Here is a 21420-nt window from a genome sequence, read left to right as displayed (position 1 = left end):
ATGAAAGGTTCCAAGCCCCGTAACGTACTGCCGGGTTTTGGTTTGTCGCTTGGATTCACATTGTTCTACTTGAGTATTATCGTATTAATCCCGCTGGCTGCCGTTTTTTTCAAAACGGCAGAGCTCAGCTGGTCAGAGTTTTGGAGCACGGTGACGAATGCGCGTGTATTAGCTTCTTACCGCGTTAGCTTCACAACAGCCTTTTTGGCAGGGCTTGTAAATGCTGTGTTCGGCTTATTGATCGCATGGGTGCTCGTTCGGTATCGTTTTCCCGGTAAAAAGCTGATTGATAGTTTGGTAGACCTGCCGTTTGCACTTCCGACCGCTGTTGCCGGTATTGCATTAACCGCCATTTATGCGCCTAACGGCTGGATCGGGTCGATCTTAGAGCCGCTCGGCGTAAAGGTTGCTTACTCGCCAATCGGAATTACAATCGCGCTCATCTTTATCGGACTTCCGTTTGTCGTTCGAACCGTGCAGCCCGTGCTGCAGGACATGGAGAAAGAGACGGAAGAAGCCGCGGTCATGCTGGGAGCTTATCGGCTGCGGACGTTTTGGAAGGTCGTACTGCCTGAGCTTATGCCGGCTTTATTAACCGGGTTCGCGCTGGCATTTGCAAGAGGAATAGGTGAATACGGCTCGGTCGTCTTCATATCCGGCAACATGCCGCTGAAGACGGAAATTACGCCGCTGCTTATTATGACTAAGCTGGAGCAATATGATTATGCCGGTGCTACTGCAATTGCATTAGTTTTGCTCGTTGTGTCTTTCCTTATGTTGCTTCTTATCAATATACTGCAGTGGCGAATGAATCGCCGCACAGTATCAGATTAAAGCAAATACCTACGAAGCGGGTTTTGTTGCACAAAACTTTAGGAGGAAGCTCAAATGGCTGGAGCAATAACCGTTCATACATCAGAAAAAGCATCGAAACGTCCGCGGCATATAACAGAACCGGCGCCCGTGCAATGGCTGCTCATTGGGATCGCAATATTGTTTCTCGGATTTATCGTCCTGCTGCCGCTTGCGTCGGTATTTGTCGAAGCGTTCAAAAAGGGCGTAGGCGTCTATATGGATTCAATTACAGATCCGGACGCCTTGTCGGCACTGAGGCTAACGCTGATCGTCGCGTTAATTGCCGTTCCCGTAAATACAATCTTTGGCATCGCGGCGGCGTGGGCAATTAGCAAGTTCCGTTTTCGCGGCAAAAATATACTTATTACGCTAATCGATTTGCCTTTTGCAGTATCACCCGTCATATCCGGTATGATTTATGTGCTGCTGTTTGGAGCGCAAGGATTTTTGGGGCCATGGCTTGACGAACGGGATATTCAAATTGTATTTGCTGTACCGGGCATTGTGCTCGCAACTGTCTTCGTGACTGTACCGTTCGTCGCCCGTGAGCTTATTCCGCTCATGCAGGCGCAGGGCGTGCAGGAGGAGGAGGCAGCTGTGAGCCTAGGGGCAAAGGGCTGGCAAATCTTTTGGAAGGTAACGCTTCCTAATATCAAATGGGGATTGTTATACGGAGTCATTTTATGCAACGCTCGTGCGATGGGCGAATTCGGCGCCGTGTCCGTCGTATCCGGTCATATTCGCGGAGAAACGAATACGCTGCCGCTTCATATTGAAATTTTGTATAATGAGTATCAATTTTCCGCATCATTTGCGGTTGCTTCTTTACTTGTCATGTTAGCGGTACTGACCTTAATCGTGAAAAGTATCGTGGAATGGAAGTCAAGCCAGCAAAAACCAGCATTTGAATCCGAGTAAAATATTTAAAGTTGGAGGGGTTTCGAATGGCAAAACCGTTTGAAGTGGATCAGCAATGGTTGGAGCGAATCGCAGATCAGGTAAGCGGCATACATTATGGGCATGTTACGATTACCGTTCATGATGGAAGAATCGTGCAAATTGACCGGACGGAGAGAACGAGATATGATGGGCCCTCCCAAAAACGAAATCCGTCCGAGTCGGAGCAGCAACAATCCAAACAGCGTGAAAGCCAAGCTGCAAGCGAAGCGCTGCGTATCGTCCAATAGCGGTTTCATCCGCGAACCTAAAAAAAGCTCCGAACTCCGGCATTGGCCGCGAGTACGGAGCTTTTTTTTAACCGCTAATGATGAATTTCACGATAACGGCAATTGCGAAAATGACGGTCATAAAACCGAGCATACCGCCAAAGCCGAATACGACATCCATCAAGTCGTGGCGAGGTTCTTCATTAAAATGCTCGCGCGGGTCTCTTACGTTTTCCATCGTTGACGTCCTCCTTGAAAGACCGATCGTTTCAGTCACAACCTAAAGCGGTCGTCTCTATGTAGTATCGGTTTATTCAGCTTTTATTAGTATACCCAAACAGCCGAACAGTTGTAAAGCTAATACCGGTGACAATTATAAGACAAAATGCAGTCCAATTATGCTAAAATGTGAACAGTATCTTATGGCAGTCGGAGGCGAGAGCATGGAAGAACAGCAAACGGATCGGCTGCAGGCGGAGCAGATGCTTGCAGAAGCAAAGGAGACGATACGGAACAAACTAGCTTTGCTCCCGGATCAACCAGGCTGTTATTTAATGAAAAACAGCGAAGGCGTTATCATTTATGTCGGTAAAGCAAAGGTGCTCAAAAATCGGGTGCGGTCCTATTTTAACGGCAGCCATAACGGTAAGACGCAGCGCCTCGTATCTGAAATTCGCGATTTCGAGTTTATTGTCACATCCAGCAATATGGAAGCACTCATTCTTGAATGTAATTTAATTAAGCAGCACCATCCGCGTTACAACGTCCTTCTGAAGGACGATAAATCTTTTCCTTATATAAAAATAACGAACGAAAAGCATCCAAAGCTTGAGGTGACCCGGCGTATCGTCAAGGATAAGGGGAAATATTTCGGTCCCTATCCGAATGCGTTTGCGGCGCAGCAGACGAAAAAGCTGCTTGATCGTCTATATCCGCTGCGCAAATGCAAGACACTGCCGGACAAGGTTTGCCTTTATTATCATTTGGGACAATGCATTGCGCCATGCGAATTTGAGGTGGAGCAGGCAGATTATGATAAGATGATACAGGAAATTACGCGGTTCCTTAACGGGGGACAGGACGTTGTAAAGATAGAACTGCAGCGAAAGATGGCAGAGGCGGCCGAGCAGCTTGAATTCGAACGGGCGAAGGAGTTCAGGGATCAGCTTATCGCCATTGATGCGGTCATGGAGAAGCAGAAGATTACGATGTCGGATGCGCTTGACCGTGACGTATTCGGTTATGCGGTCGATAAGGGCTGGATGTGCGTTCAAATCTTGTACATGCGCAAAGGTAAGCTGATCGAACGTCACGGGACGACCTTCCCCTATTATGGCGAAGCGTATGATGATTTCATGACGTTCGTGACGCAGTACTACAGCGATAATCCGGCCCTGCCGAAGCAAATCCTGCTGCCGCTTCCGCCGGAGCAAGATCAAGTGGAGCAAGATGCAGCAGAAGAGGGGGCCGGATCAAGAGCCGACGATGTTATCGCTTCGCTTCACAGCTGGCTGAAGGTTAAAGTGCTTATGCCTCAGCGCGGACGCAAGAGCGAGGTCGTTTCAATGGCCGCAGACAATGCAAAGGTTATGCTTGACGAGAAGTTCCGTCTAATCGAACGCGATGAGGAACGTAGCGTTAAGGCGTCTGAATCGTTAGCCGGATGGCTGGGCTTGGAAGAAGTACGCCGCATTGAGGCGTTTGATAACTCTAACATTCAAGGAACGAACCCCGTATCCGCGATGGTCGTATTCACAGATGGCAAGCCTGACCGCAAGGAATACCGCAAATATAAAGTGAAAACCGTGCAAGGCCCCGACGATTACGAAACGATGCGCGAGGTTATACGCCGCCGCTATGAGCGGGTTCTGAAGGAAGATCTTATTCAGCCTGACTTAATCGTTGTCGACGGCGGTAAGGGGCAAATATCGGCAGCGCTTGATGTGCTCGAGAATGAGCTTGGCCTGTTCATTCCCGTATGCGGGCTTGTGAAGGATGCGAAGCATAAGACGGCACAACTGATGACCGGCGATCCAGCCGAGATCGTGCCGCTGCCCCGGGACAGCCAAGAATTTTATTTGCTCCAGCGCATTCAAGATGAGGTTCACCGGTTTGCGATTACATTCCACCGCGAGCAGCGCGGCAAGTCTATGATTGAATCGAAGCTCGATTCAATACCGGGCATAGGGGAGAAGCGGCGCAAGCTTCTGTTAAAGCATTTTGGCTCCATTAAAAAAATAAAAGAGGCCTCAGTCGAAGACTTCCGGCCTCTATCTATAGGTGATAAGCTGGCTTCACAAATTATTGCAGCTCTAAGGGAGGAGCCGTCATAGCTGACGGTTTCGCCTTTTTTTTGTTGTCCATGAACCTGATTGCATAGGCGATCAGCAAAGGCAGTACAGTGAAGAAAATGGCTGAAACGATGTTTGGCGCTGTACCGATTGTTAACAAGGAAATGCCAACGGCAGCGCTGTTAAAAATAGCGTGCGTGAACATCGACGTTATGAATCCGTATCTTACAAATATGAAGCTGAACACAAGTCCGATAATCATCAGCTCGATCAGCCTCGTAGAGGAAGGATAGAACGGATACATGACGTGACCGAGCGCCCAGAAAAACGTCGGAAGGAGCGCTGCGGCAAAGGTGTTCTTGAACCATCTGCGGAACAGCCCGATTCCGAAAAGCCGAAACACGGCTTCTTCAGATATAGCAGCCGCCCATGCGAGTACAGGCATCAACCATAGAATCTTCATGTTATAAGGAGACTGAGTTACATCTGTCGTATCCCAAGTACCGATCGTAAACTTCAAACCGATAAAAATAACAGCCTGCAGAGCGAACAGAATGATGGCGAACATATAAGATAACCCCATGCTTCGCCAAACATAGTCGCCATACCCCGGCTGTCCGAAGCGCGGCCACAATGCGCGTCCCTGCGCTTTCCACAGCCCGTCTCCCGCCACTAGCGAAATATAAATGGATCCTGCCATCGGTATCGTGAGCAAGACGGTGAAGATCGCGGTTATGAGCACGGTTTGGTCAGCCATTCCCGTTTCGCCCAGCGATGCCCGTATGCCGTCCAGGATATTCAGGTTCATGATGATATAGGTAATGAAAAATACAACCGTAAGTACAATTCCGTATTTAAACGACATGAATTTCCGATACAGAACTGCATAAATAATGGCTAGTACGAATAAAACAAAACTCATGAAAATATAACCGAACCCGGTCAGGAACCCGGCTAGTTTATCTTGACGCTTCACATATTTGATGTAATCGGGTGGAGCTGTAAAAGCAGCTTTATATTTGGTTATAACAGCTTTATTCCCGATAGACAGCACGTTCACTTGCACGTTGAGCGAAGCATCATTCAAGCTGTAGCCGGCGGGCTGTCCGTTCCACTCCCCGTTTTCAACGATTTTACCCGTTTGCAGTTCTTCTGAGCGGAAGCCTTGACTGGTCAAGAAAGTAAGCACCTGAGCGGTCTTTTCGTCATCAGGTAATTGTTCACCGTCTAATAGAAAGTTCCACGAAATGATTCTTTCCTTCTGCATATGTACATAAACGAAACCGCTTCCGCCTTCTGCAAATTCCAGATCGACCTGATAGGTATCCGTCGGAAAGCGTTCATCATATTGATCCGTATACGTTTTGACAAGTTTTTCCTTCGATAAATAACCGTTCATCAATTTATCGGTCTGGTGCACAGCTTTAGCCGATGTAACCTCAAGTCCGGTTTGCTCTTCAGCGAATGAAGCAGCGTGCTCCTCGGCAGCAGACTTTTCAATTACATTGGTGTCGTACTCGCCTGATGCAATAGACGCAATCATCGGGACGATTTCAAGACCTACATAAATCATGAAGCAAGCAATCGCAACCCACAGAAAACGTTTCCATTCATTAGGCTTGATTGAATCAATCATTGGTTCACCTCGAGTATCTTTAAATTGCATATCTTATTTTATTACCTTATCACACTAATCCCTAAATTATCCAATGAAAAAGATCGTTTATTTTCAAAAACAAGCGAAATAACGATATCCGACAAGCCTGATGCTTGCTGCCGTAACGCGATGCCCGATTTCGGTCCAAAATCGTCCCATTTGTGCTTAATGCCTGCTTTGAATTAAGGCAGCTTTGGGATTATAATCGTTAACGTCATACTAATTGAATAGTACAGCCGAATTTCTTAAGGAAATCGGGGGAACCATAAAGTTGTCGAAATGGATGAATAGGCTGATAGGGCTGTTCTCTTTCGGCGGCATGGGGTGAATTTTTGCGGGAGAGACTCGTCTCTAACCGCCGAATAGGGCTGCCTGTCCAGGCCCGAATCCGTCAGCTAACCTCGTAGGCGTATTGGAACAGGACTCATCGCACAGAGCACTTGAGTTTCCAGTGCTTTTTTTTGTGCCTAATATTTGCTTGATAGCACTGAGAAAATTACAGAAGAAGGTTGAAAGATGAAATTGAGTTCGAATGTCTTAAAGTGGTCACCGCCGCGAATACTGGTCAGCGGATTTGCACTGATCATATTGCTGGGCGCAATTTTATTATCCATGCCTTTCGCATCCGCGAGCGGTCAGCAGCTGCCGTTTCTCGATGCGTTGTTCACGGCGACATCGGCTACTTGTGTAACCGGGCTCGTCGTCGTAGATACAGGGACATATTTTTCGGTACCGGGTCAAATTGTATTAATGTGTCTTTTTCAGCTTGGCGGGCTTGGATTCATGACGATGGCGACGCTCATAGCGCTCGTGCTCCGCAAACGGATTTCTCTTAGAGAACGGCTCTTGCTGCAGGAGGCGATGAATCAGACGAGCATGGAAGGCATCGTGCGCTTGATTCGGCGGGTCCTCATATACTCGATAACGATAGAACTTATCGGAGCAGCGCTCTTTTCATTCCGATTTGCTTTCGATATGCCGCTTGGCAAAGCGTTATTTTTCGGCGCATTCCATGCAGTCTCATTATTCAATAACGCTGGGTTTGATATTTTCGGTGAATATCGCAGCTTAACCCTATACGTATCCGATCCAATCGTGAATGTAACAGCCATGCTGCTTATCATTACCGGCGGACTTGGATTCATTGTCATGGCAGATCTTATGGAATATCGCAAAAATCGTAAACTTTCACTCCATAGCAAAGTTGTTCTTTCAATGACGGGCACTTTAATTGCTGTCGGTACGATCGTTATCTTTATATTCGAGTTTTCAAATACAAAGACGCTTGGTTCTCTTGACTGGGGCGGTAAAATAATGTCCTCGTTTTTCCAGTCAATTACGCCGCGTACAGCTGGCGTTAATACGCTCGATTATACCGCACTGCGTCAAGCGACCGTATTTTTCACTATAATATTAATGTTTATCGGCGCATCACCAGGATCGACGGGAGGCGGCATTAAGACGACCACCTTCACGACGCTGATCGGTGCCGTCATAGCGATGATTCGCGGCCGCGACGATATTGTGCTGTTCCGCTACAGACTCGGCAAAGACCGGATTTTCAAAGCATTGACGATTACGTTAATATCACTGGCACTTGTAATTGTAGTAACGATGGTGCTGTCGACGACAGAAGATCAAGCGTTTATTAAATTATTGTTTGAAGCGACATCCGCGTTCGGTACGGTCGGTCTTTCGGTCGGAGTCACTCCTGAATTGTCATATGTCGGGAAAATAATTATCGCATTCACGATGTTTGCCGGACGGCTTGGCCCGTTAACGCTCGCATACGCGCTCGGGCCCCGCACAGAAAAAGAACTGTACCGGCATCCTGAAGGTAAAATTACAATCGGATAGGGGAATTGGCAAGTGGGGATAAAGAAAAATCAGTTTGTTATTGTAGGTTTGGGAAGATTCGGGTCTAGCCTGGGCAGGGAGCTGATTCAGCTCGGGTATGAGGTGCTCGGCATTGATAAAGACGAAGAAGCAGTTCAGGAAATGAGCAACGTGCTCACCTATTCGGTATCCGCCGACTGTACGGATGAGGAGACTCTTCGCTCATTAGGCGTACGGAACTTTGATTGCGGTGTCGTTGCGATCGGTGACGACATTCAGGCTAGTATTTTAACGACGATTTTGCTTAAGGATCTAGGCGTCAAGAAAGTAGTTGCGAAGGCAATGAGCGAATTGCATGGGCGTGTGCTCGAGAAAATTGGGGTAGATCGTGTCGTGTATCCGGAACGTGACATGGGCATCCGAGTCGCACATCAGCTCGTATCGCCTAACTTGCTGGATTATATAGAGCTTTCCAAGGAATATACAATTGCGGAGCTCGCTGTACCGCAGTGCTTGAACGGAAAGTCGCTGCATGACCTCAATCCGCGTGCCAGATTCGGCTGCAGCATCGTGGCGATCAATAAGCCAGGCGGCATCATTATCGCCCCTACGGCTACAGATGTGCTTACTGAGCGCGATGTTATGGTAATTATCGGAACGAATGATCAGATCGAACAATTTGAAGCGACCGTCATCCGGTAGAATACGCGCAGTGGATTCAATAAGTGTAATATTGGAAATGATAAAGGACAGTAGCTATGTTAATAGCTGCTGTCCTTTTGAGTTGGAAAACGAGCCGCAATTTCATTGATCCATAGACGGATGGATGGACTTAGAGCTGCCGAATCAGCGTGGATAAGCGATGTCGTGCGCTTCGTATCCGCCAGCTCGCGAATCGTTACGACAAGGAGGTCGTTATCCTCAAGCAGCTGGTGACGCATATAGGATTGAGGGAGCAGCGTAGCCGCCCGGCACGTATGCAGCAAGCGCAGTATCGCTTCAAAAGAATCGATTTCCATTCGCACATCCGGCTGCAGATGATATTTATCGAACAGCTCATCCGTTAACAGGCGGTACCATGTTCCTTTGGAGAACAAAATCATCGGCATTCCGGTCAAGTCTTGAATACCGAGCGTTCCTTTATCGGTAATAACCTGATTGCGGGGCAGCACAAGCGATAAGTGATCATCGAATAAAGGAATGCACCGGAGTGTTGAATCCTCAATACTGGAGGCAACGATGCCGATATCGGCTTTATGATCACGGACAAGTGATACGATCTCATGCGTCTTGCCTGTAACTGCTTTGATATCGATTTCCGGATGGGCAGAGGTTAGCGTTTGAATGAGATCAGGCAGCGTCGTCTGCAGCGTTGTTAAGCTTGCGCCAATCGTCAGCGAAGTATGTCCAGTAGCTGTAAACTCGGAGACCGTTTGCAAGTATTTGCGATGCAGCTGACGCAGCTCAATGGCATATTCGTAGGTAAGCTGTCCGATCCGGGTTAGCTCAAGACGTTTGCCAATGCGGCGAAACAATGGGGCGCCTATTTCTTGCTCGAGCTTGGCGATTTTGCGTGAGAGCGCAGGCTGAGACAAGTTGAGCAGCGCAGACGCTTTGTTCATGCTCGACTGCTCGACAATAACCGTGAATACATGCATTTCTTCATTCATTGCAGGAACCCCTTATGTCATTATGTTATAAGAAATTATAAAAAATAAGCAATTCCATTATAAGCTGAAAAGGAGTAGGATGGGAAGTGTGACTAACGTGTGTCGGCTGTGTGTCGACTGTATGTCGGATTTTGTTGACGGAGGTACATGCTGGGGTTACAATGTAGAATGATTTGTTAAAAAAACGTAAGAAAGCACTCACAGTCTTGAAAGGAGAAGGAATGACATGAATGGAAACTCGTATTTCTCGCGCAAGCTTCACTCGCTTCTAGGGATCATCCCGCTAGGCGGGTTTATCGTTGTGCACGGGTTGACGAATTATCAGGCTTTTGAACGGGGACCTGAAGGCTTCAGCAAAGGCGTTCAATTTATTAACAGCTTGCCTGCGCTAGTTTTGCTTGAGATTTTCGGTATTTACCTCCCGCTATTGTTCCATGGAATTTACGGCTTATACGTCGCATACCAATCGAACTCTAATACGGGACGCTTCCAATACGGGAGGAACTGGGCATTTACAGCGCAAAGGGTAACAGGGGTAATTACCTTTGTTTTCGTGTTCTGGCATGTGTATCAGACCCGTATGCAGGTTTATCTCGGCAATATTACGCATGAGGAGCTAGGCTCGACGATGAATCTTATCGCAAGCAGCCCCGTTTATTTCGTGCTTTATGTCATTGGTGTTCTTGCAGCCGTATTCCATTTCAGTAACGGTCTATGGGCATTTCTGGTCAGCTGGGGCATTACAATAGGACCTAGAGCGCAGCGCATTTCTTCCTACATTTGTATGGGCGTTTTTGTTGTCGTTTCGGCGCTGTTTATTCTATCGCTCATCGCTTTTAGCGGCGATGAATTTAAGGAAGCTGCAAGCAGCGCACTGGCATGGACGAATATCGGTTAGTTTGAAGACAAGGAGCGAAACGTTATGGCTAAAAATAAAATTATCATCGTTGGCGGCGGACTTGCCGGCTTGATGGCTACCATAAAAGCGGCAGAAGCAGGCGTGCACGTTGATCTGTTTTCTCTTGTGCCGGTTAAGCGTTCCCATTCCGTATGCGCGCAGGGCGGCATCAACGGCGCGGTTAATACGAAAGGGGAAGGCGATTCCCCATGGGAGCATTTCGACGATACCGTATACGGCGGAGACTTCCTCGCGAATCAGCCGCCGGTTAAAGCAATGTGCGATGCTGCACCAGGCATTATTCACTTAATGGACCGGATGGGCGTTATGTTCAGCCGTACTTCCGAAGGTTTACTCGACTTCCGCCGTTTCGGCGGCACGAAGCATTCGCGCACGGCATTCGCCGGTGCAACGACAGGCCAGCAATTGCTGTATGCACTGGATGAGCAAGTGCGCCGCTGGGAAGCGGCCGGACTGGTCAACAAGTTTGAACACTGGGAATTCCTTGGCGCAGTCGTTGACGATGACGGCGTTTGCCGCGGTGTATCAGCACAGGATTTGCGCTCGATGGAAGTTCACACGGTTCGTGCGGATGCGGTTATTCTTGCATCAGGCGGTCCCGGCATTATTTTCGGCAAAACAACGAACTCTGTTATTAACACAGGTACAGCTGCGAGCGCTGTTTACCAGCAAGGCGTTAATTACGCGAACGGCGAGTTCATTCAAATTCACCCGACAGCTATTCCGGGCGACGACAAGCTGCGCTTGATGTCCGAATCAGCGCGCGGCGAGGGCGGCCGTATCTGGACTTACAAAGACGGTAAGCCATGGTACTTCCTTGAAGAAAAATATCCGGCGTACGGCAACCTTGTTCCTCGTGACATTGCAACACGCGAAATTTTCAGCGTCTGTGTCGATCAAAAGCTTGGCATCAATCAGGAAAACATGGTTTACCTTGACTTGTCTCATAAAGATCCGAAGGAGCTTGACGTTAAGCTTGGCGGCATCATCGAAATCTATGAGAAGTTCATGGGCGACGATCCACGCAAAATCCCGATGAAGATCTTCCCTGCGGTTCACTATTCGATGGGCGGCATGTGGGTCGATTACAATCAAATGACGAACATTCCCGGTTTGTTTGCAGCCGGCGAATGCGAATATCAATACCACGGCGCGAACCGCCTTGGAGCAAATTCCTTGCTGTCCGCAATCTATGGCGGTATGGTAGCCGGACCGAAAGCAGTCGAGTACATTAAAGGCCTGAAAAAATCGGCTGAAGATGTTGCATCGTCCGTATTCGATCGTGAGACCAAGCGTCAAACGGACAAATACAACAGCATTCTCAACATGAACGGCAACGAAAATGCTTATGTAATCCATAAAGAGCTTGGCGAATGGATGACGAACAACATGACCGTCGTTCGCTTTAACGATAAGCTGGAAGCTACGATAAATAAGATTAAAGAACTCAAACAGCGCTACAAAAATATTAACATCAACGATACGGCTGCTTGGAACAACGCCGGCGTTGCCTTCACCCGCCAACTGTGGAATATGCTTGAGCTTTCCGAAGCGATGACATTGGGTGCTCTGTTGCGTAACGAAAGCCGTGGCGCTCACTACAAGCCGGAATTCCCGGATCGTGACGACGATCAATTCATGAAATCTACGATTGCGAAATGGACGGCAGAAGGACCAAAAATTTCATACGAGGATATTGACGTTAGTCTTATTAAGCCTCGTAAACGTGACTACTCATCCGACAAGAAGAAAGGAGAATAACGATGGCTGAAACAACTGTCGCAACAAAAACGGTTAAGTTTATCATCACGCGTCAAGATACTCCTGATTCGAAGCCTTACACGGAAGAGTTCGAAATTCCTTACCGCGCGAACATGAATGTTATTAGCGGCCTGATGGAAATTCAGCGGAATCCGAAAAAGGCAGACGGTACTGGAACGGCACCTGTGTGCTGGGATTCGAACTGCTTGGAAGAAGTTTGCGGCGCATGTTCCATGGTCATTAACGGGAAGCCCCGCCAAGCGTGCAGCGCCCTGGTTGATAAGCTGGAGCAGCCGATTCGTCTTGAGCCGATGCGTACGTTCCCTGTTGTACGTGATCTTGTCATTAACCGTGAGCGTATGTTCAACGCACTAAAACGAGTGAAAGCATGGATCCCGATCGATGGTACGTATGATCTCGGGCCAGGACCGCGCATGGCGGAAACGAAGCGCCAATGGGCGTACGAGCTTTCCAAATGTATGACTTGCGGCGTTTGCCTTGAAGCATGTCCGAATGTGAACGATCGCACCAGCTTTATCGGTCCTGCAGCTATTTCCCAGGTTCGCTTGTTCAATGCTCACCCGACAGGTGAGATGAACCAAGAAGAACGTCTGGAAGCGCTTATGTCCGATGGCGGTATCGAAGGCTGCGGCAACTCGCAAAACTGCGTCCGCTCATGTCCGAAAGGCATTCCGCTTACGACGTCTATTGCAGCGATCAACAAAGATACAACAAAGCACTTGTTCAAGAAATGGTTGGGTATGTAGACCGATCGAACAGATGGAGCCCCCTCGTGAATCGGGGGTTTCTTTTTTGATTCTATATGATATTGATTATTATTCTCAATGATAGAGCATGGATATTCTTTTGTCAAATGTTGCTCAATTGTCATTCGCGCCTTTCCAGCGCGTGTTGTTGGAGGAATTAAAAATAGCCTAAAATAAAAAAACCGCCTCAGCGGTTTCTTATTCTACATCCATTGTTCGCCCCATTTTTGGATAGACTCAATGACTGGTTCAAGCTCATGTCCCTTGCAGGTTAGCTCGTACTCAATACGTACGGGCATTTCAGGGTACACTTGACGTTTAATTATGGTTAATGTTTCTAGTTCTTTCATACGGTCCGTAAGCATTTTGTCGCTCATTTCGGGGATTTGCTCTTTAATTTCTTTGAACCGCTTTGGTCCTCCAAGCAACACCCGAATGATTCTGCCAGTCCATTTCTTACCTAATATGTCGGCCGCGGCTTCATACTTTGGGCACATTGTCGAATAATCCAACCGTATCACCCCGCTTTTTGTATTTACATTGTAGCATATGAACAAACTAAAAGTAAGTTCATTTCAGTGGGAATACGTTCATTTTTTACAAATATATATTTACTATACAAAAGTTAGACTGGAGAATGCAGGGAGGTTTACACCTCATACCCGGATAATGATTAATCCGAGTAAGGTGCAGCCAAAGGCTGTCCACTGCATAAAGGTCAGCTTCTCTTTATAGACGGCAATGGCACCTATTGCGACGACAAGGCTGTTTGTTGCAAAAATAGGCGCAGCAAGATTGGCTTGGCCGGTAGACAGCGCGACAGCGTACAGCTGTAGCCCACCGTAGGAAAATAGTCCAGCGATTAGTCCAAACCACAATCCGGTAAGTTTGGAGGAACGCTTTTCAACATATTTAACCGGGAGAAGAAACCAGGATAGTGAAAGCGCATAAGCGATGAATAATATCGGTGCGCTTGGCAGGCCAAGCTCGTCCGTGACTTTCAAGCCGCCATTTCGCAATGCGAATAAAATAATGGCCAAACCGACGAGAACAAACCAGCGCTTCTCTGTAATGGTAAGCGGTTCTTTCCGTTTATGGGCAATAAAGATGACAGCAAGCAGCAATAATGTAATACCGACCGCTTCAGAAGCGCTTAGCGGCTCTTTGTACCACCACGTTGCTAATGCAATCACCAATATAACATTCATATTCGTTAGGGGGGACGTTAAGCTAGCGGGGCCGTAATGCAATGCTTTCATAAATAGTGCATTTCCCCAGGCAGAGCCTGCTCCGATAATGAAGCCGGCAATCCATACATTTGAATCCGCAAGCATCGTTAATGTCCCTTCCAGTGCTGAATGGACGCCGAAGCCGAGCGTTCCTGAAGCATATAAGCCAAACAGCAGCACTCTCGTCGAGCCGCCGCGCATTTGTGATACTTTCATCCACCAGCCTGCTAGTCCAAATGAAATTGCGCTGCTGATGGCTATGATGAGCCACATGGATGTCCATCTCCTCAAATTTGTTACACAAATGAAATAGTTCTGTTATCGTCTCATTACATTAGTGGGCTATTATAATAAACAAGACCCCCTTTTTAATATATCCTTTGGGACCTGCGACGTGCAGGTCCACTTTTTTTGTCTTCATACCCTTTTTTATAGAGGAACGACGACTTGTTCACGCTTGCGGTAAAATACCCACTGCGAGAATCCGATTTCCTTCAACCGCTTCTGCACCAGCTCCCACTCATCGCCGACTCTGCTCGGCACATGAGCATCTGATCCGAACGTTACATTCACTCCGAAATGTAGAGCCCGCTCCAACATATCATCCGATGGATACCATCCGCCGACATCCTTTGTGCTGCCAGAAGTGTTAATCTCGATGGAAATCCCGCAATCGGCAATCGTTTGCAGCGTTTCATCGATATGCTCATAGGCGGGAATGTCTGAAAATGCAGGATAATATCCTTTCATCGCATCGATATGACCCAAAATATCGAACATGCCGCTGCGTGCCGATTGCTGAATCAGGTCGTAATAGCTTTTTTTCACCTTGACTTGCTGCTCCTCTTTCAAGCCTTTCCAGCGATTTCGATTAAAAATGCTGACACCGCCTACCTGATGCACGGAGCCGATCAAATAATCGAAAGGCACACCTTCATAAGCTTTCCGATAACTGTCCGCATAGTCAGGGAAAAAATCGGATTCCATACCGAGCAAAACCTCGATTGTACCGTCGTATTTTTCTTTTAATCGCAGCACTTCATTGACATAGCCAGCAAACGCGCTTCTCGCCATAGCTATCCCGGGCGACGGATGATCTTCCTTATGATAGAAATAAGGGGAGTGATCAGAGATGCCGATGACTTGAAGACCGGCATCTATGCCTGCGATGATGTAATCCTCGATAGTGCCATCGGCATGACCGCATCTCACGTGGTGGGTGTGTAAGTCGAATTTCATTGGAATCTCTCCTTATCTGCTGTCTGTGTCTGTCTATTCACTGCTTATGAATTGGTGCTCCGGCATCCCCTTCAGGTCGCTAAGGAATTGCTGCATCGCTGTATTCAAATAACGGCCGGATTTATAAACGACTCCGACGGGATGGCTCGTTTCCAATTCATTGACTTTAATCATTTTTAACGTGCCAAGACGAAGCTCGTTTGCAATCGAAAGCTTCGATACGACAGCGGCTCCAAGATTGATCTCAACCATCCGTTTTATTTCCTCGCTGCTCGAGAGTTCCATTACAATATTGGGCTGGATGTTGTATTTACGGAATATTTGATCGACAAATTTGCGGCCGAGCGTATCCGGAGCGAGCATAATCATGGGGATATCCTTAAGCGTATCCACCGTAGTATGTGTCAGTTTGCTCATTGGGTGAGACGGTGATACAACAAGCTCGAATGTATCATAATAAAGGACGGAAGAGGTGGTATTTGGATTTTTTTCGGTTAAGTATGTAATACCGATATCGACAGAGCCGTTCTCGACGCAGGTCATAACCTGTGACGACGGCATGGAATGAATTGTTGTTTTTATTAACGGAAATTGATTTTGAAAATAGGACAATACGCGAGGCAATATTTGTATGGCGATCGATGACGTCGTTCCAAGTAAAATATGGCCTTGCGGCGTTAAATTTAAATCGGACAGCTTCTGCTTTAACTCTTCTACTATCGTCAGCATTTTTTCCGCATGCTCCAAAAAAACTTTTCCGTGATCGGTTAAGGTGACTGGTTGATTACGATCGATAAGGACCGTCTTGAACTCATCCTCCAGACTTTTGATTTGCGCCGATACAGCAGGCTGAGTCAGGTTTAGCAATTCGCCGGCTTTTCGGAAGCTCATCGTTTTGGAAATCGTAAGGAGTGTTTCAAGCTGGCTAATGTTCACGTCAATCCCCCTTTCATTATTACAAGATGACAAATAAGTATTTATCCATTATAGAGGATATATGTGGCTACAGCAAAATAAAAGGGCTGTACCCGCATGAGACATCAATTGCCCCAGCGTGTGCAGCCCAACCCTATTAAAGTATAAAAGTGGCTTTATAACCATTCCTTTTTGCGGAAAATGAAAAACATGCCTATGCCAAGCAGAAGCATAATACCGAGTAAAATGTAAGATCCCATCCGGAGATGCAGTCCCGGTATGAAGTCGAAGTTCATTCCATATATTCCTGTAATAAAGGTGAGCGGCATGAAAATCGTCGTAATGGCGGTAAACACGCGCATAATCTCATTGGCACGGTTGGAGACACTCGACTGGTAAGCTTCACGTAAGTTACCCATTAGGTCGCGGTATGTGTCAAAAGACTCGGCAATTTTCAATGCATTTTCGTATATGTCGCTAAAATATTTTTGCAGCTGGTCGTCAATAAGCTTTAAGTCTTTCTTATTAAGTGTAGCGATAACGTCGCGCTGTGGACCAAGCACCTTCTTGAGCCACAAAATTTCCCCGCGCAAGCCGATAATTTCGTTCAGATGCGATTTCTTGGTGTGCATCAAAATGTCTTCTTCCAGCGTTTCGATCCGGTTATCGATCCGGTCACCGACGAGGAAGTAGTTATCGACGACAATGTCGACGAGGTGATACAAGAAATAATCTGGACGGCTTACCTCTTGCTCCCATAACAGAGGCTTTAACGAACGGAGCTCGTTAATTTTCTGCTTCGTAACCGTTATAATAAAGTGACGGCCGAGAAAAATATTCAGCGCGCGCAGAAAAATTTCTTCATCATCAAAACGAATGCTGTTAATAACGATAAAATAATGGCTTTCATAAATTTCGATCTTTGGTCGCTGCTCCTCCTCGCTGAGGCAATCCTCCACAGCCAGATCATGCATGCCGAATAGAGGCTGAAGAACGGCAAGGTCCTCCACATCGGCATCAATCCAATAAAATCCCGCATGTGCAGGGGCTAACGTTTGCGCAATATCTTCGATCGGGGTAAAAACCCCATTGTTAACAAGACGGATTTTCATCAGCAGTTACTCCTTTCATTCTTTAGAGGAGACTGCCGGCTGATAGGGAATCCCGGGGCGTAGCTGACCGCTAGCCGCTTGATTCAGTCATCAAAACTGAGCACACGGCACAGCATGCGGACGAAGCCCCGGCTCACGATGAACCGGCAGTAACCATATTCGGTATGTTTCCGGCTTCGGTCGGTCGCCTTCCATGCACGTTTGCACTCCTTTATTAGTCGAATAATGTTCTAATTCTTGTCTAGTATACTCCCGCTTAAGCTTTACATTCAAGCATAAAAACAACCTTTATTCATCTTTAAAGTCAGCACATGCAAAGTCGGTTCTTGACGCCACTAACGGAATGCATTAAAGTTATTATTGAAATGGAACCGCGGAAAATTGAATAGACTACTTTCTTATCAAGAGCAGGCGGAGGGACTAGCCCGATGAAGCCCGGCAACCGGCGTAAGCACGGTGCTAATTCTTGCGGAAACGATTATGTTTCTGAGAGATGAGAGAGGCGCATGGCTTCTTTACTGAGCATACGACCTTTTCTCACAGCAGAAAGGTCTTTTTTGTTGTTCAAGCGGTCATACTGCCGAAAGAGGAGTGATTTAAAATGCCGATTAAAGTACCAGACAACCTGCCTGCCAAAGAAATTTTAAGCAACGAGAACATTTTCGTTATGGATGAAAGCATCGCTTATCACCAAGATATCAGGCCGCTCAGAATTGCCATTTTGAATTTAATGCCTACCAAGGAAACGACGGAGACGCAGCTTCTGAGGCTTATTGGGAACACCCCGCTTCAGGTCGAGGTTGTACTGCTGCACCCAAGGACGCATACGTCCAAAAATACGTCAGCAGAGCACTTGGAGTCTTTTTATAAAACGTTCGATGAAATATCGCATGAGTACTATGACGGGCTCATCATTACGGGCGCACCGGTAGAGCATTTGCCTTTTGAGGAAGTGAACTATTGGGAAGAGCTGAAGGAAATCATGGATTGGAGCACTAAACGTGTCACTTCCACGTTCCATATCTGTTGGGCTGCACAGGCTGGTCTATATCATCATTACAATGTGCCGAAATATAATTTGGACAGCAAAATGTTCGGTGTATTTCCACATACGGTCGAGAAGCGAAACGTAAATCTGCTTCGCGGGTTTGACGAGCTGTTCTTCGTGCCGCAATCACGTCATACTGAGGTTCGACGCGCGGATATCGAGCCGGTTGAGAAGCTGGAAATCCTGTCGGATTCACCGGACTCCGGTGTATATATCGTTGCCTCTAAGGATGGCAGGCAAATTTTCGTTACCGGTCATTCGGAATATGATCCGACATCGCTGAAGTTCGAATACGACCGCGATCAGGCAAAAGGACTTCGCATAGACGTACCGAAGAACTATTTCCCGGGAGATAATCCGGCAGCCTTACCGCTTTCTACATGGCGCGCGCATGCAAACCTGTTATTTTCGAACTGGCTGAATTACTATGTATACCAACAAACACCGTTTGATTTGGGTGCAGGCATATAACATTATAAGAAGGAGTGCAACTTCCTAATGAAAATCGAAAGTCATTTGGCTCAGATCGGATCGATAAAGGAGCCCGTAACTGGAGCGGTTAGCTTTCCTGTATACCAGGCAACAGCATTTCGTCATCCGAAACTCGGTGAAAGCACGGGATTTGACTATGCACGCACGAAAAGCCCGACAAGAGCCGTGCTTGAAGAAGCTGCAGCACAATTGGAATCCGGTGATGCGGCATTTGCCTGCAGCTCTGGCATGGCCGCATTGCAAACGATATTCGCATTGTTCAGCCAAGGAGATCATTTGATCGTATCGCTTGATTTGTACGGCGGCACATACCGTTTGCTTGAGCGCATTATGTCCAGATTCGGGGTTACCGCTTCCTATGTAGATACGAACGATATTGATGCGATGGCAACACTATGGACACCGAACACGAAAGCTGTTCTAATCGAAACGCCGACGAACCCTCTGATGATGATTACGGATATAGAACGGGTTGCCGCATGGGCGAAATCCAAAGGCTTGCTTACTATTGTCGACAATACGCTGCTCACACCGTTCTTCCAGCGTCCGATCGAGCTTGGCGCCGATATTATCATTCATAGCGCAACCAAGTATTTGGGAGGCCATAACGATGTCCTGGCTGGTCTGATCGTGACAAAGGGCAAGGAGCTGTCCGCCGAAATGGCCTTTCTTCACAATTCCATAGGCGCTGTTCTTGGACCGCAGGATTCGTGGCTGCTTATGAGAGGTATGAAGACGCTGGCGCTGCGAATGGAGCGTCATCAATACAATGCGACGACAATTGCTAACTACCTGATGGAACATCCGGCTGTAGAGGATGTTTATTATCCGGCGCTCCCGCATCACCCGGGGCATGACATACAGAACAAGCAGTCATCCGGCAATACGGGCATTTTCTCCTTCCGTCTGAAGGATGCCCGATATGTCGAACCTATTCTGCGCCATATTAAGCTCATCGCGTTCGCTGAAAGCTTAGGCGGCGTTGAGTCTCTAATGACTTATCCGGCTGTACAGACGCATGCGGATATTCCTTTGGAAATCCGTCAGGCAATCGGCGTTGACGACCGTCTTCTCCGTTTCTCGGTCGGCATCGAGCATGCCGACGATTTGATTGGCGACTTGGAGCAAGCGCTGGCTGCTGCAAAACGTGAAATTGAGGAGGGGTAAGAGCTCATGAACAACGACAACGATAAAGTAAATCCTTCCGAACGCCGTTTTGCAACGAAACTGCTTCATTTCGGGGCAGAAATTGACGAGGGTACAGGCGCTTCCAGCGTACCTATTTTTCAGGCATCAACGTTTCACCACCATGATATTTTCAATCCGCCGCAATATGATTACAGCCGCTCCGGCAATCCGACGCGGCAGGCGCTTGAGGATTATATCGCTCTACTTGAAGGCGGCGCCCGCGGCTTTGCTTTTGCGTCGGGTATGGCTGCTATTTCGACCTCCTTTCTGCTGCTGTCCGCAGGAGAGCATGTCATTGTAACCGAGGACGTGTATGGCGGCACATATCGCTTGCTAACTTCGATTTTGGAACGGCTCGGCATAGAATCAACATTTGTCGATATGACTGATTTTGATGCGGTCAAGGCGGCATTGAAGCCGAACACAAAAGCTGTTTTTATGGAAACGCCGTCCAATCCGACACTTAAGATTACGAACATTGCCGAGACAACGGCATGGGCGAAGGAGCATGGCTTGCTGACGATGCTCGACAATACGTTTATGACACCGTATCATCAACGTCCGATTGAGCATGGCGTCGATATCGTACTGCACAGCGCGACGAAGTTTCTTGGCGGCCACAGCGATGTGCTGGCAGGGCTTGCGGTAACGGCGGATGAAAGTCTCGGCAGACGCCTGAAGCAGCTGCAGAACGGCCTGGGAACGGTTCTAAGTGCGCAGGAATCATGGTTGTTGATGCGCGGAATGAAGACGCTGCAGGCTCGGATGGAGCATAGCGAAAGGAGCGCGCGCAGACTTGCCGAATGGCTTTCAAACCATAAAGAAGTATCCGCTGTTTTTTACCCAGGCTTGGAAGGGCACCCGGGTCGTGCCATACATGAGAAGCAGTCGGTCGGCTATGGCGCCGTCGTATCCTTTGATGTCGGCAGCGGCGAACGTGCCAAAAAAATGCTTAGCAAAGTGCAAATTCCTTTGGTTGCAGTGAGCTTGGGAGCGGTGGAAAGTATTCTTTCTTACCCGGCCATGATGTCGCATGCGGCTATGCCGAAGGAAGTGCGTCATGCGCGCGGCATAACGGATGGTTTAGTCCGTTACTCGGTCGGATTAGAGGACATTGAGGATTTGCTTGAAGACTTGGATCAGGCGCTTCGAGCATAAACCGCTAAAAAAAAGAAAAGCATGGCTGTCTTCATAGACACGCCGTGTTTTTTCTCATTTTGTCCATATAAGGCATCATACGATGGGTGACGCACAGCACTCAATTATGATAGGATT

General features: G+C 47.6%; 20 protein-coding genes and 2 riboswitches. Of the genes, 12 read left to right on the top strand and 8 right to left on the bottom strand.

Annotated features, from left to right (window positions below; genetic code table 11):
* The 3 genes from cysT to DFP97_RS25615 are packed head-to-tail and all read left to right on the top strand — an operon-like array spanning window position 1 to window position 2042.
* Window positions 1-834, top strand: coding sequence for a sulfate ABC transporter permease subunit CysT (gene cysT / locus DFP97_RS25625; RefSeq protein WP_114383519.1), 834 nt, complete (start codon window positions 1-3; stop codon window positions 832-834).
* 54 nt (window positions 835-888) lie between these two features.
* Window positions 889-1773 carry a sulfate ABC transporter permease subunit CysW gene (cysW, locus tag DFP97_RS25620; RefSeq protein WP_114383518.1) on the top strand — a complete coding sequence of 295 codons (885 nt, stop codon included), beginning with the start codon at window positions 889-891 and terminating at the stop codon, window positions 1771-1773.
* Window positions 1774-1799: 26 nt separating this feature from the next.
* A complete protein-coding gene (locus DFP97_RS25615; RefSeq protein WP_114383517.1) occupies window positions 1800-2042 on the top strand; it encodes a YezD family protein in 243 nt (80 codons plus the stop codon).
* A 67-nt stretch (window positions 2043-2109) separates the two neighbouring features.
* Here DFP97_RS25615 and DFP97_RS25610 read toward each other — a convergent pair whose 3' ends face one another.
* Window positions 2110-2259 carry a YqzM family protein gene (locus DFP97_RS25610; RefSeq protein ID WP_114383516.1) on the bottom strand — a complete coding sequence of 50 codons (150 nt, stop codon included), beginning with the start codon at window positions 2257-2259 and terminating at the stop codon, window positions 2110-2112.
* A gap of 205 nt (window positions 2260-2464) precedes the next feature.
* Between DFP97_RS25610 and uvrC the strand changes: the two genes are divergently transcribed.
* On the top strand, window positions 2465-4354 hold the full coding sequence (gene uvrC / locus DFP97_RS25605) for an excinuclease ABC subunit UvrC (protein WP_114383515.1): 1890 nt from the start codon (window positions 2465-2467) through the stop codon (window positions 4352-4354).
* Here uvrC and DFP97_RS25600 read toward each other — a convergent pair.
* Window positions 4323-5948 (bottom strand): CPBP family intramembrane glutamic endopeptidase, encoded by a 1626-nt coding sequence (locus DFP97_RS25600; protein ID WP_181873674.1) that lies wholly within the window; start codon window positions 5946-5948, stop codon window positions 4323-4325. The genes uvrC and DFP97_RS25600 overlap by 32 nt on opposite strands.
* Window positions 5949-6193: 245 nt before the next feature.
* Window positions 6194-6394, top strand: a riboswitch (cyclic di-AMP (ydaO/yuaA leader).
* 91 nt (window positions 6395-6485) lie between these two features.
* Here DFP97_RS25600 and DFP97_RS25595 point away from each other — a divergent pair.
* Together DFP97_RS25595 and DFP97_RS25590 are read left to right on the top strand one after the other, a co-directional pair.
* Window positions 6486-7826: a TrkH family potassium uptake protein gene (locus DFP97_RS25595; RefSeq protein WP_114383513.1), complete on the top strand. Its 1341-nt coding sequence runs from the start codon at window positions 6486-6488 to the stop codon at window positions 7824-7826.
* An 18-nt stretch (window positions 7827-7844) separates the two neighbouring features.
* Window positions 7845-8507 (top strand): potassium channel family protein, encoded by a 663-nt coding sequence (locus DFP97_RS25590; RefSeq protein ID WP_114383561.1) that lies wholly within the window; start codon window positions 7845-7847, stop codon window positions 8505-8507.
* A 59-nt stretch (window positions 8508-8566) separates the two neighbouring features.
* On the opposite strand, the gene DFP97_RS25585 is transcribed toward DFP97_RS25590, so the two are convergent.
* Window positions 8567-9475 (bottom strand): LysR family transcriptional regulator, encoded by a 909-nt coding sequence (locus tag DFP97_RS25585; protein ID WP_114383512.1) that lies wholly within the window; start codon window positions 9473-9475, stop codon window positions 8567-8569.
* 226 nt (window positions 9476-9701) lie between these two features.
* Between DFP97_RS25585 and DFP97_RS25580 the strand changes: the two genes are divergently transcribed.
* Genes DFP97_RS25580 through sdhB form a run of 3 tightly spaced genes read left to right on the top strand, consistent with a single transcriptional unit; the run spans window position 9702 to window position 12922 of the window.
* The gene (locus tag DFP97_RS25580; RefSeq protein ID WP_114383511.1) at window positions 9702-10373 is read left to right on the top strand and encodes a succinate dehydrogenase cytochrome b558 subunit; all 672 of its coding nucleotides are present in this window, start codon (window positions 9702-9704) and stop codon (window positions 10371-10373) included.
* A 24-nt stretch (window positions 10374-10397) separates the two neighbouring features.
* Complete coding sequence (gene sdhA / locus DFP97_RS25575; protein ID WP_114383510.1) at window positions 10398-12155, top strand: succinate dehydrogenase flavoprotein subunit; 1758 nt, start codon at window positions 10398-10400, stop codon at window positions 12153-12155.
* 2 nt (window positions 12156-12157) lie between these two features.
* Window positions 12158-12922 carry a succinate dehydrogenase iron-sulfur subunit gene (sdhB, locus tag DFP97_RS25570; RefSeq protein WP_114383509.1) on the top strand — a complete coding sequence of 255 codons (765 nt, stop codon included), beginning with the start codon at window positions 12158-12160 and terminating at the stop codon, window positions 12920-12922.
* Between the two features lie 203 nt (window positions 12923-13125).
* Here the strand turns inward: sdhB and DFP97_RS25565 are convergent, their stop codons facing one another.
* The 5 genes from DFP97_RS25565 to corA all read right to left on the bottom strand — a co-directional run bounded on the left by DFP97_RS25565 (window position 13126) and on the right by corA (window position 17417).
* The gene (locus DFP97_RS25565) at window positions 13126-13434 is read right to left on the bottom strand and encodes a winged helix-turn-helix transcriptional regulator (protein ID WP_114383508.1); all 309 of its coding nucleotides are present in this window, start codon (window positions 13432-13434) and stop codon (window positions 13126-13128) included.
* 144 nt (window positions 13435-13578) lie between these two features.
* Entirely contained in the window at window positions 13579-14424 is an 846-nt protein-coding gene (locus DFP97_RS25560) for a DMT family transporter (protein ID WP_114383507.1), read from the bottom strand.
* Between the two features lie 156 nt (window positions 14425-14580).
* On the bottom strand, window positions 14581-15390 hold the full coding sequence (locus DFP97_RS25555; RefSeq protein ID WP_114383506.1) for a histidinol-phosphatase: 810 nt from the start codon (window positions 15388-15390) through the stop codon (window positions 14581-14583).
* A 33-nt stretch (window positions 15391-15423) separates the two neighbouring features.
* Window positions 15424-16326: a LysR family transcriptional regulator gene (locus DFP97_RS25550; protein ID WP_114383505.1), complete on the bottom strand. Its 903-nt coding sequence runs from the start codon at window positions 16324-16326 to the stop codon at window positions 15424-15426.
* A gap of 155 nt (window positions 16327-16481) precedes the next feature.
* Entirely contained in the window at window positions 16482-17417 is a 936-nt protein-coding gene (gene corA, locus DFP97_RS25545; protein ID WP_114383504.1) for a magnesium/cobalt transporter CorA, read from the bottom strand.
* 395 nt (window positions 17418-17812) lie between these two features.
* Window positions 17813-17917, top strand: a riboswitch (SAM riboswitch).
* Window positions 17918-18018: 101 nt separating this feature from the next.
* Here corA and metA point away from each other — a divergent pair.
* From metA to DFP97_RS25530, 3 genes are read left to right on the top strand one after another with little or no spacing between them, the layout of a single operon-like run.
* A complete protein-coding gene (gene metA / locus DFP97_RS25540) occupies window positions 18019-18936 on the top strand; it encodes a homoserine O-acetyltransferase MetA (RefSeq protein ID WP_114383503.1) in 918 nt (305 codons plus the stop codon).
* A 27-nt stretch (window positions 18937-18963) separates the two neighbouring features.
* Complete coding sequence (locus DFP97_RS25535) at window positions 18964-20124, top strand: aminotransferase class I/II-fold pyridoxal phosphate-dependent enzyme (protein WP_114383502.1); 1161 nt, start codon at window positions 18964-18966, stop codon at window positions 20122-20124.
* Between the two features lie 6 nt (window positions 20125-20130).
* On the top strand, window positions 20131-21303 hold the full coding sequence (locus DFP97_RS25530) for a trans-sulfuration enzyme family protein (protein WP_114383501.1): 1173 nt from the start codon (window positions 20131-20133) through the stop codon (window positions 21301-21303).
* The last annotated feature ends 117 nt before the right edge of the window (window positions 21304-21420 follow it).

The organism is Paenibacillus prosopidis (assembly GCF_003337375.1).
Classification (GTDB): Bacteria; Bacillota; Bacilli; order Paenibacillales; family Paenibacillaceae; genus Pristimantibacillus; species Pristimantibacillus prosopidis.
Note: the sequence above shows the minus strand (reverse complement) of the source record. Positions and strands in the feature narration are given on the sequence as shown.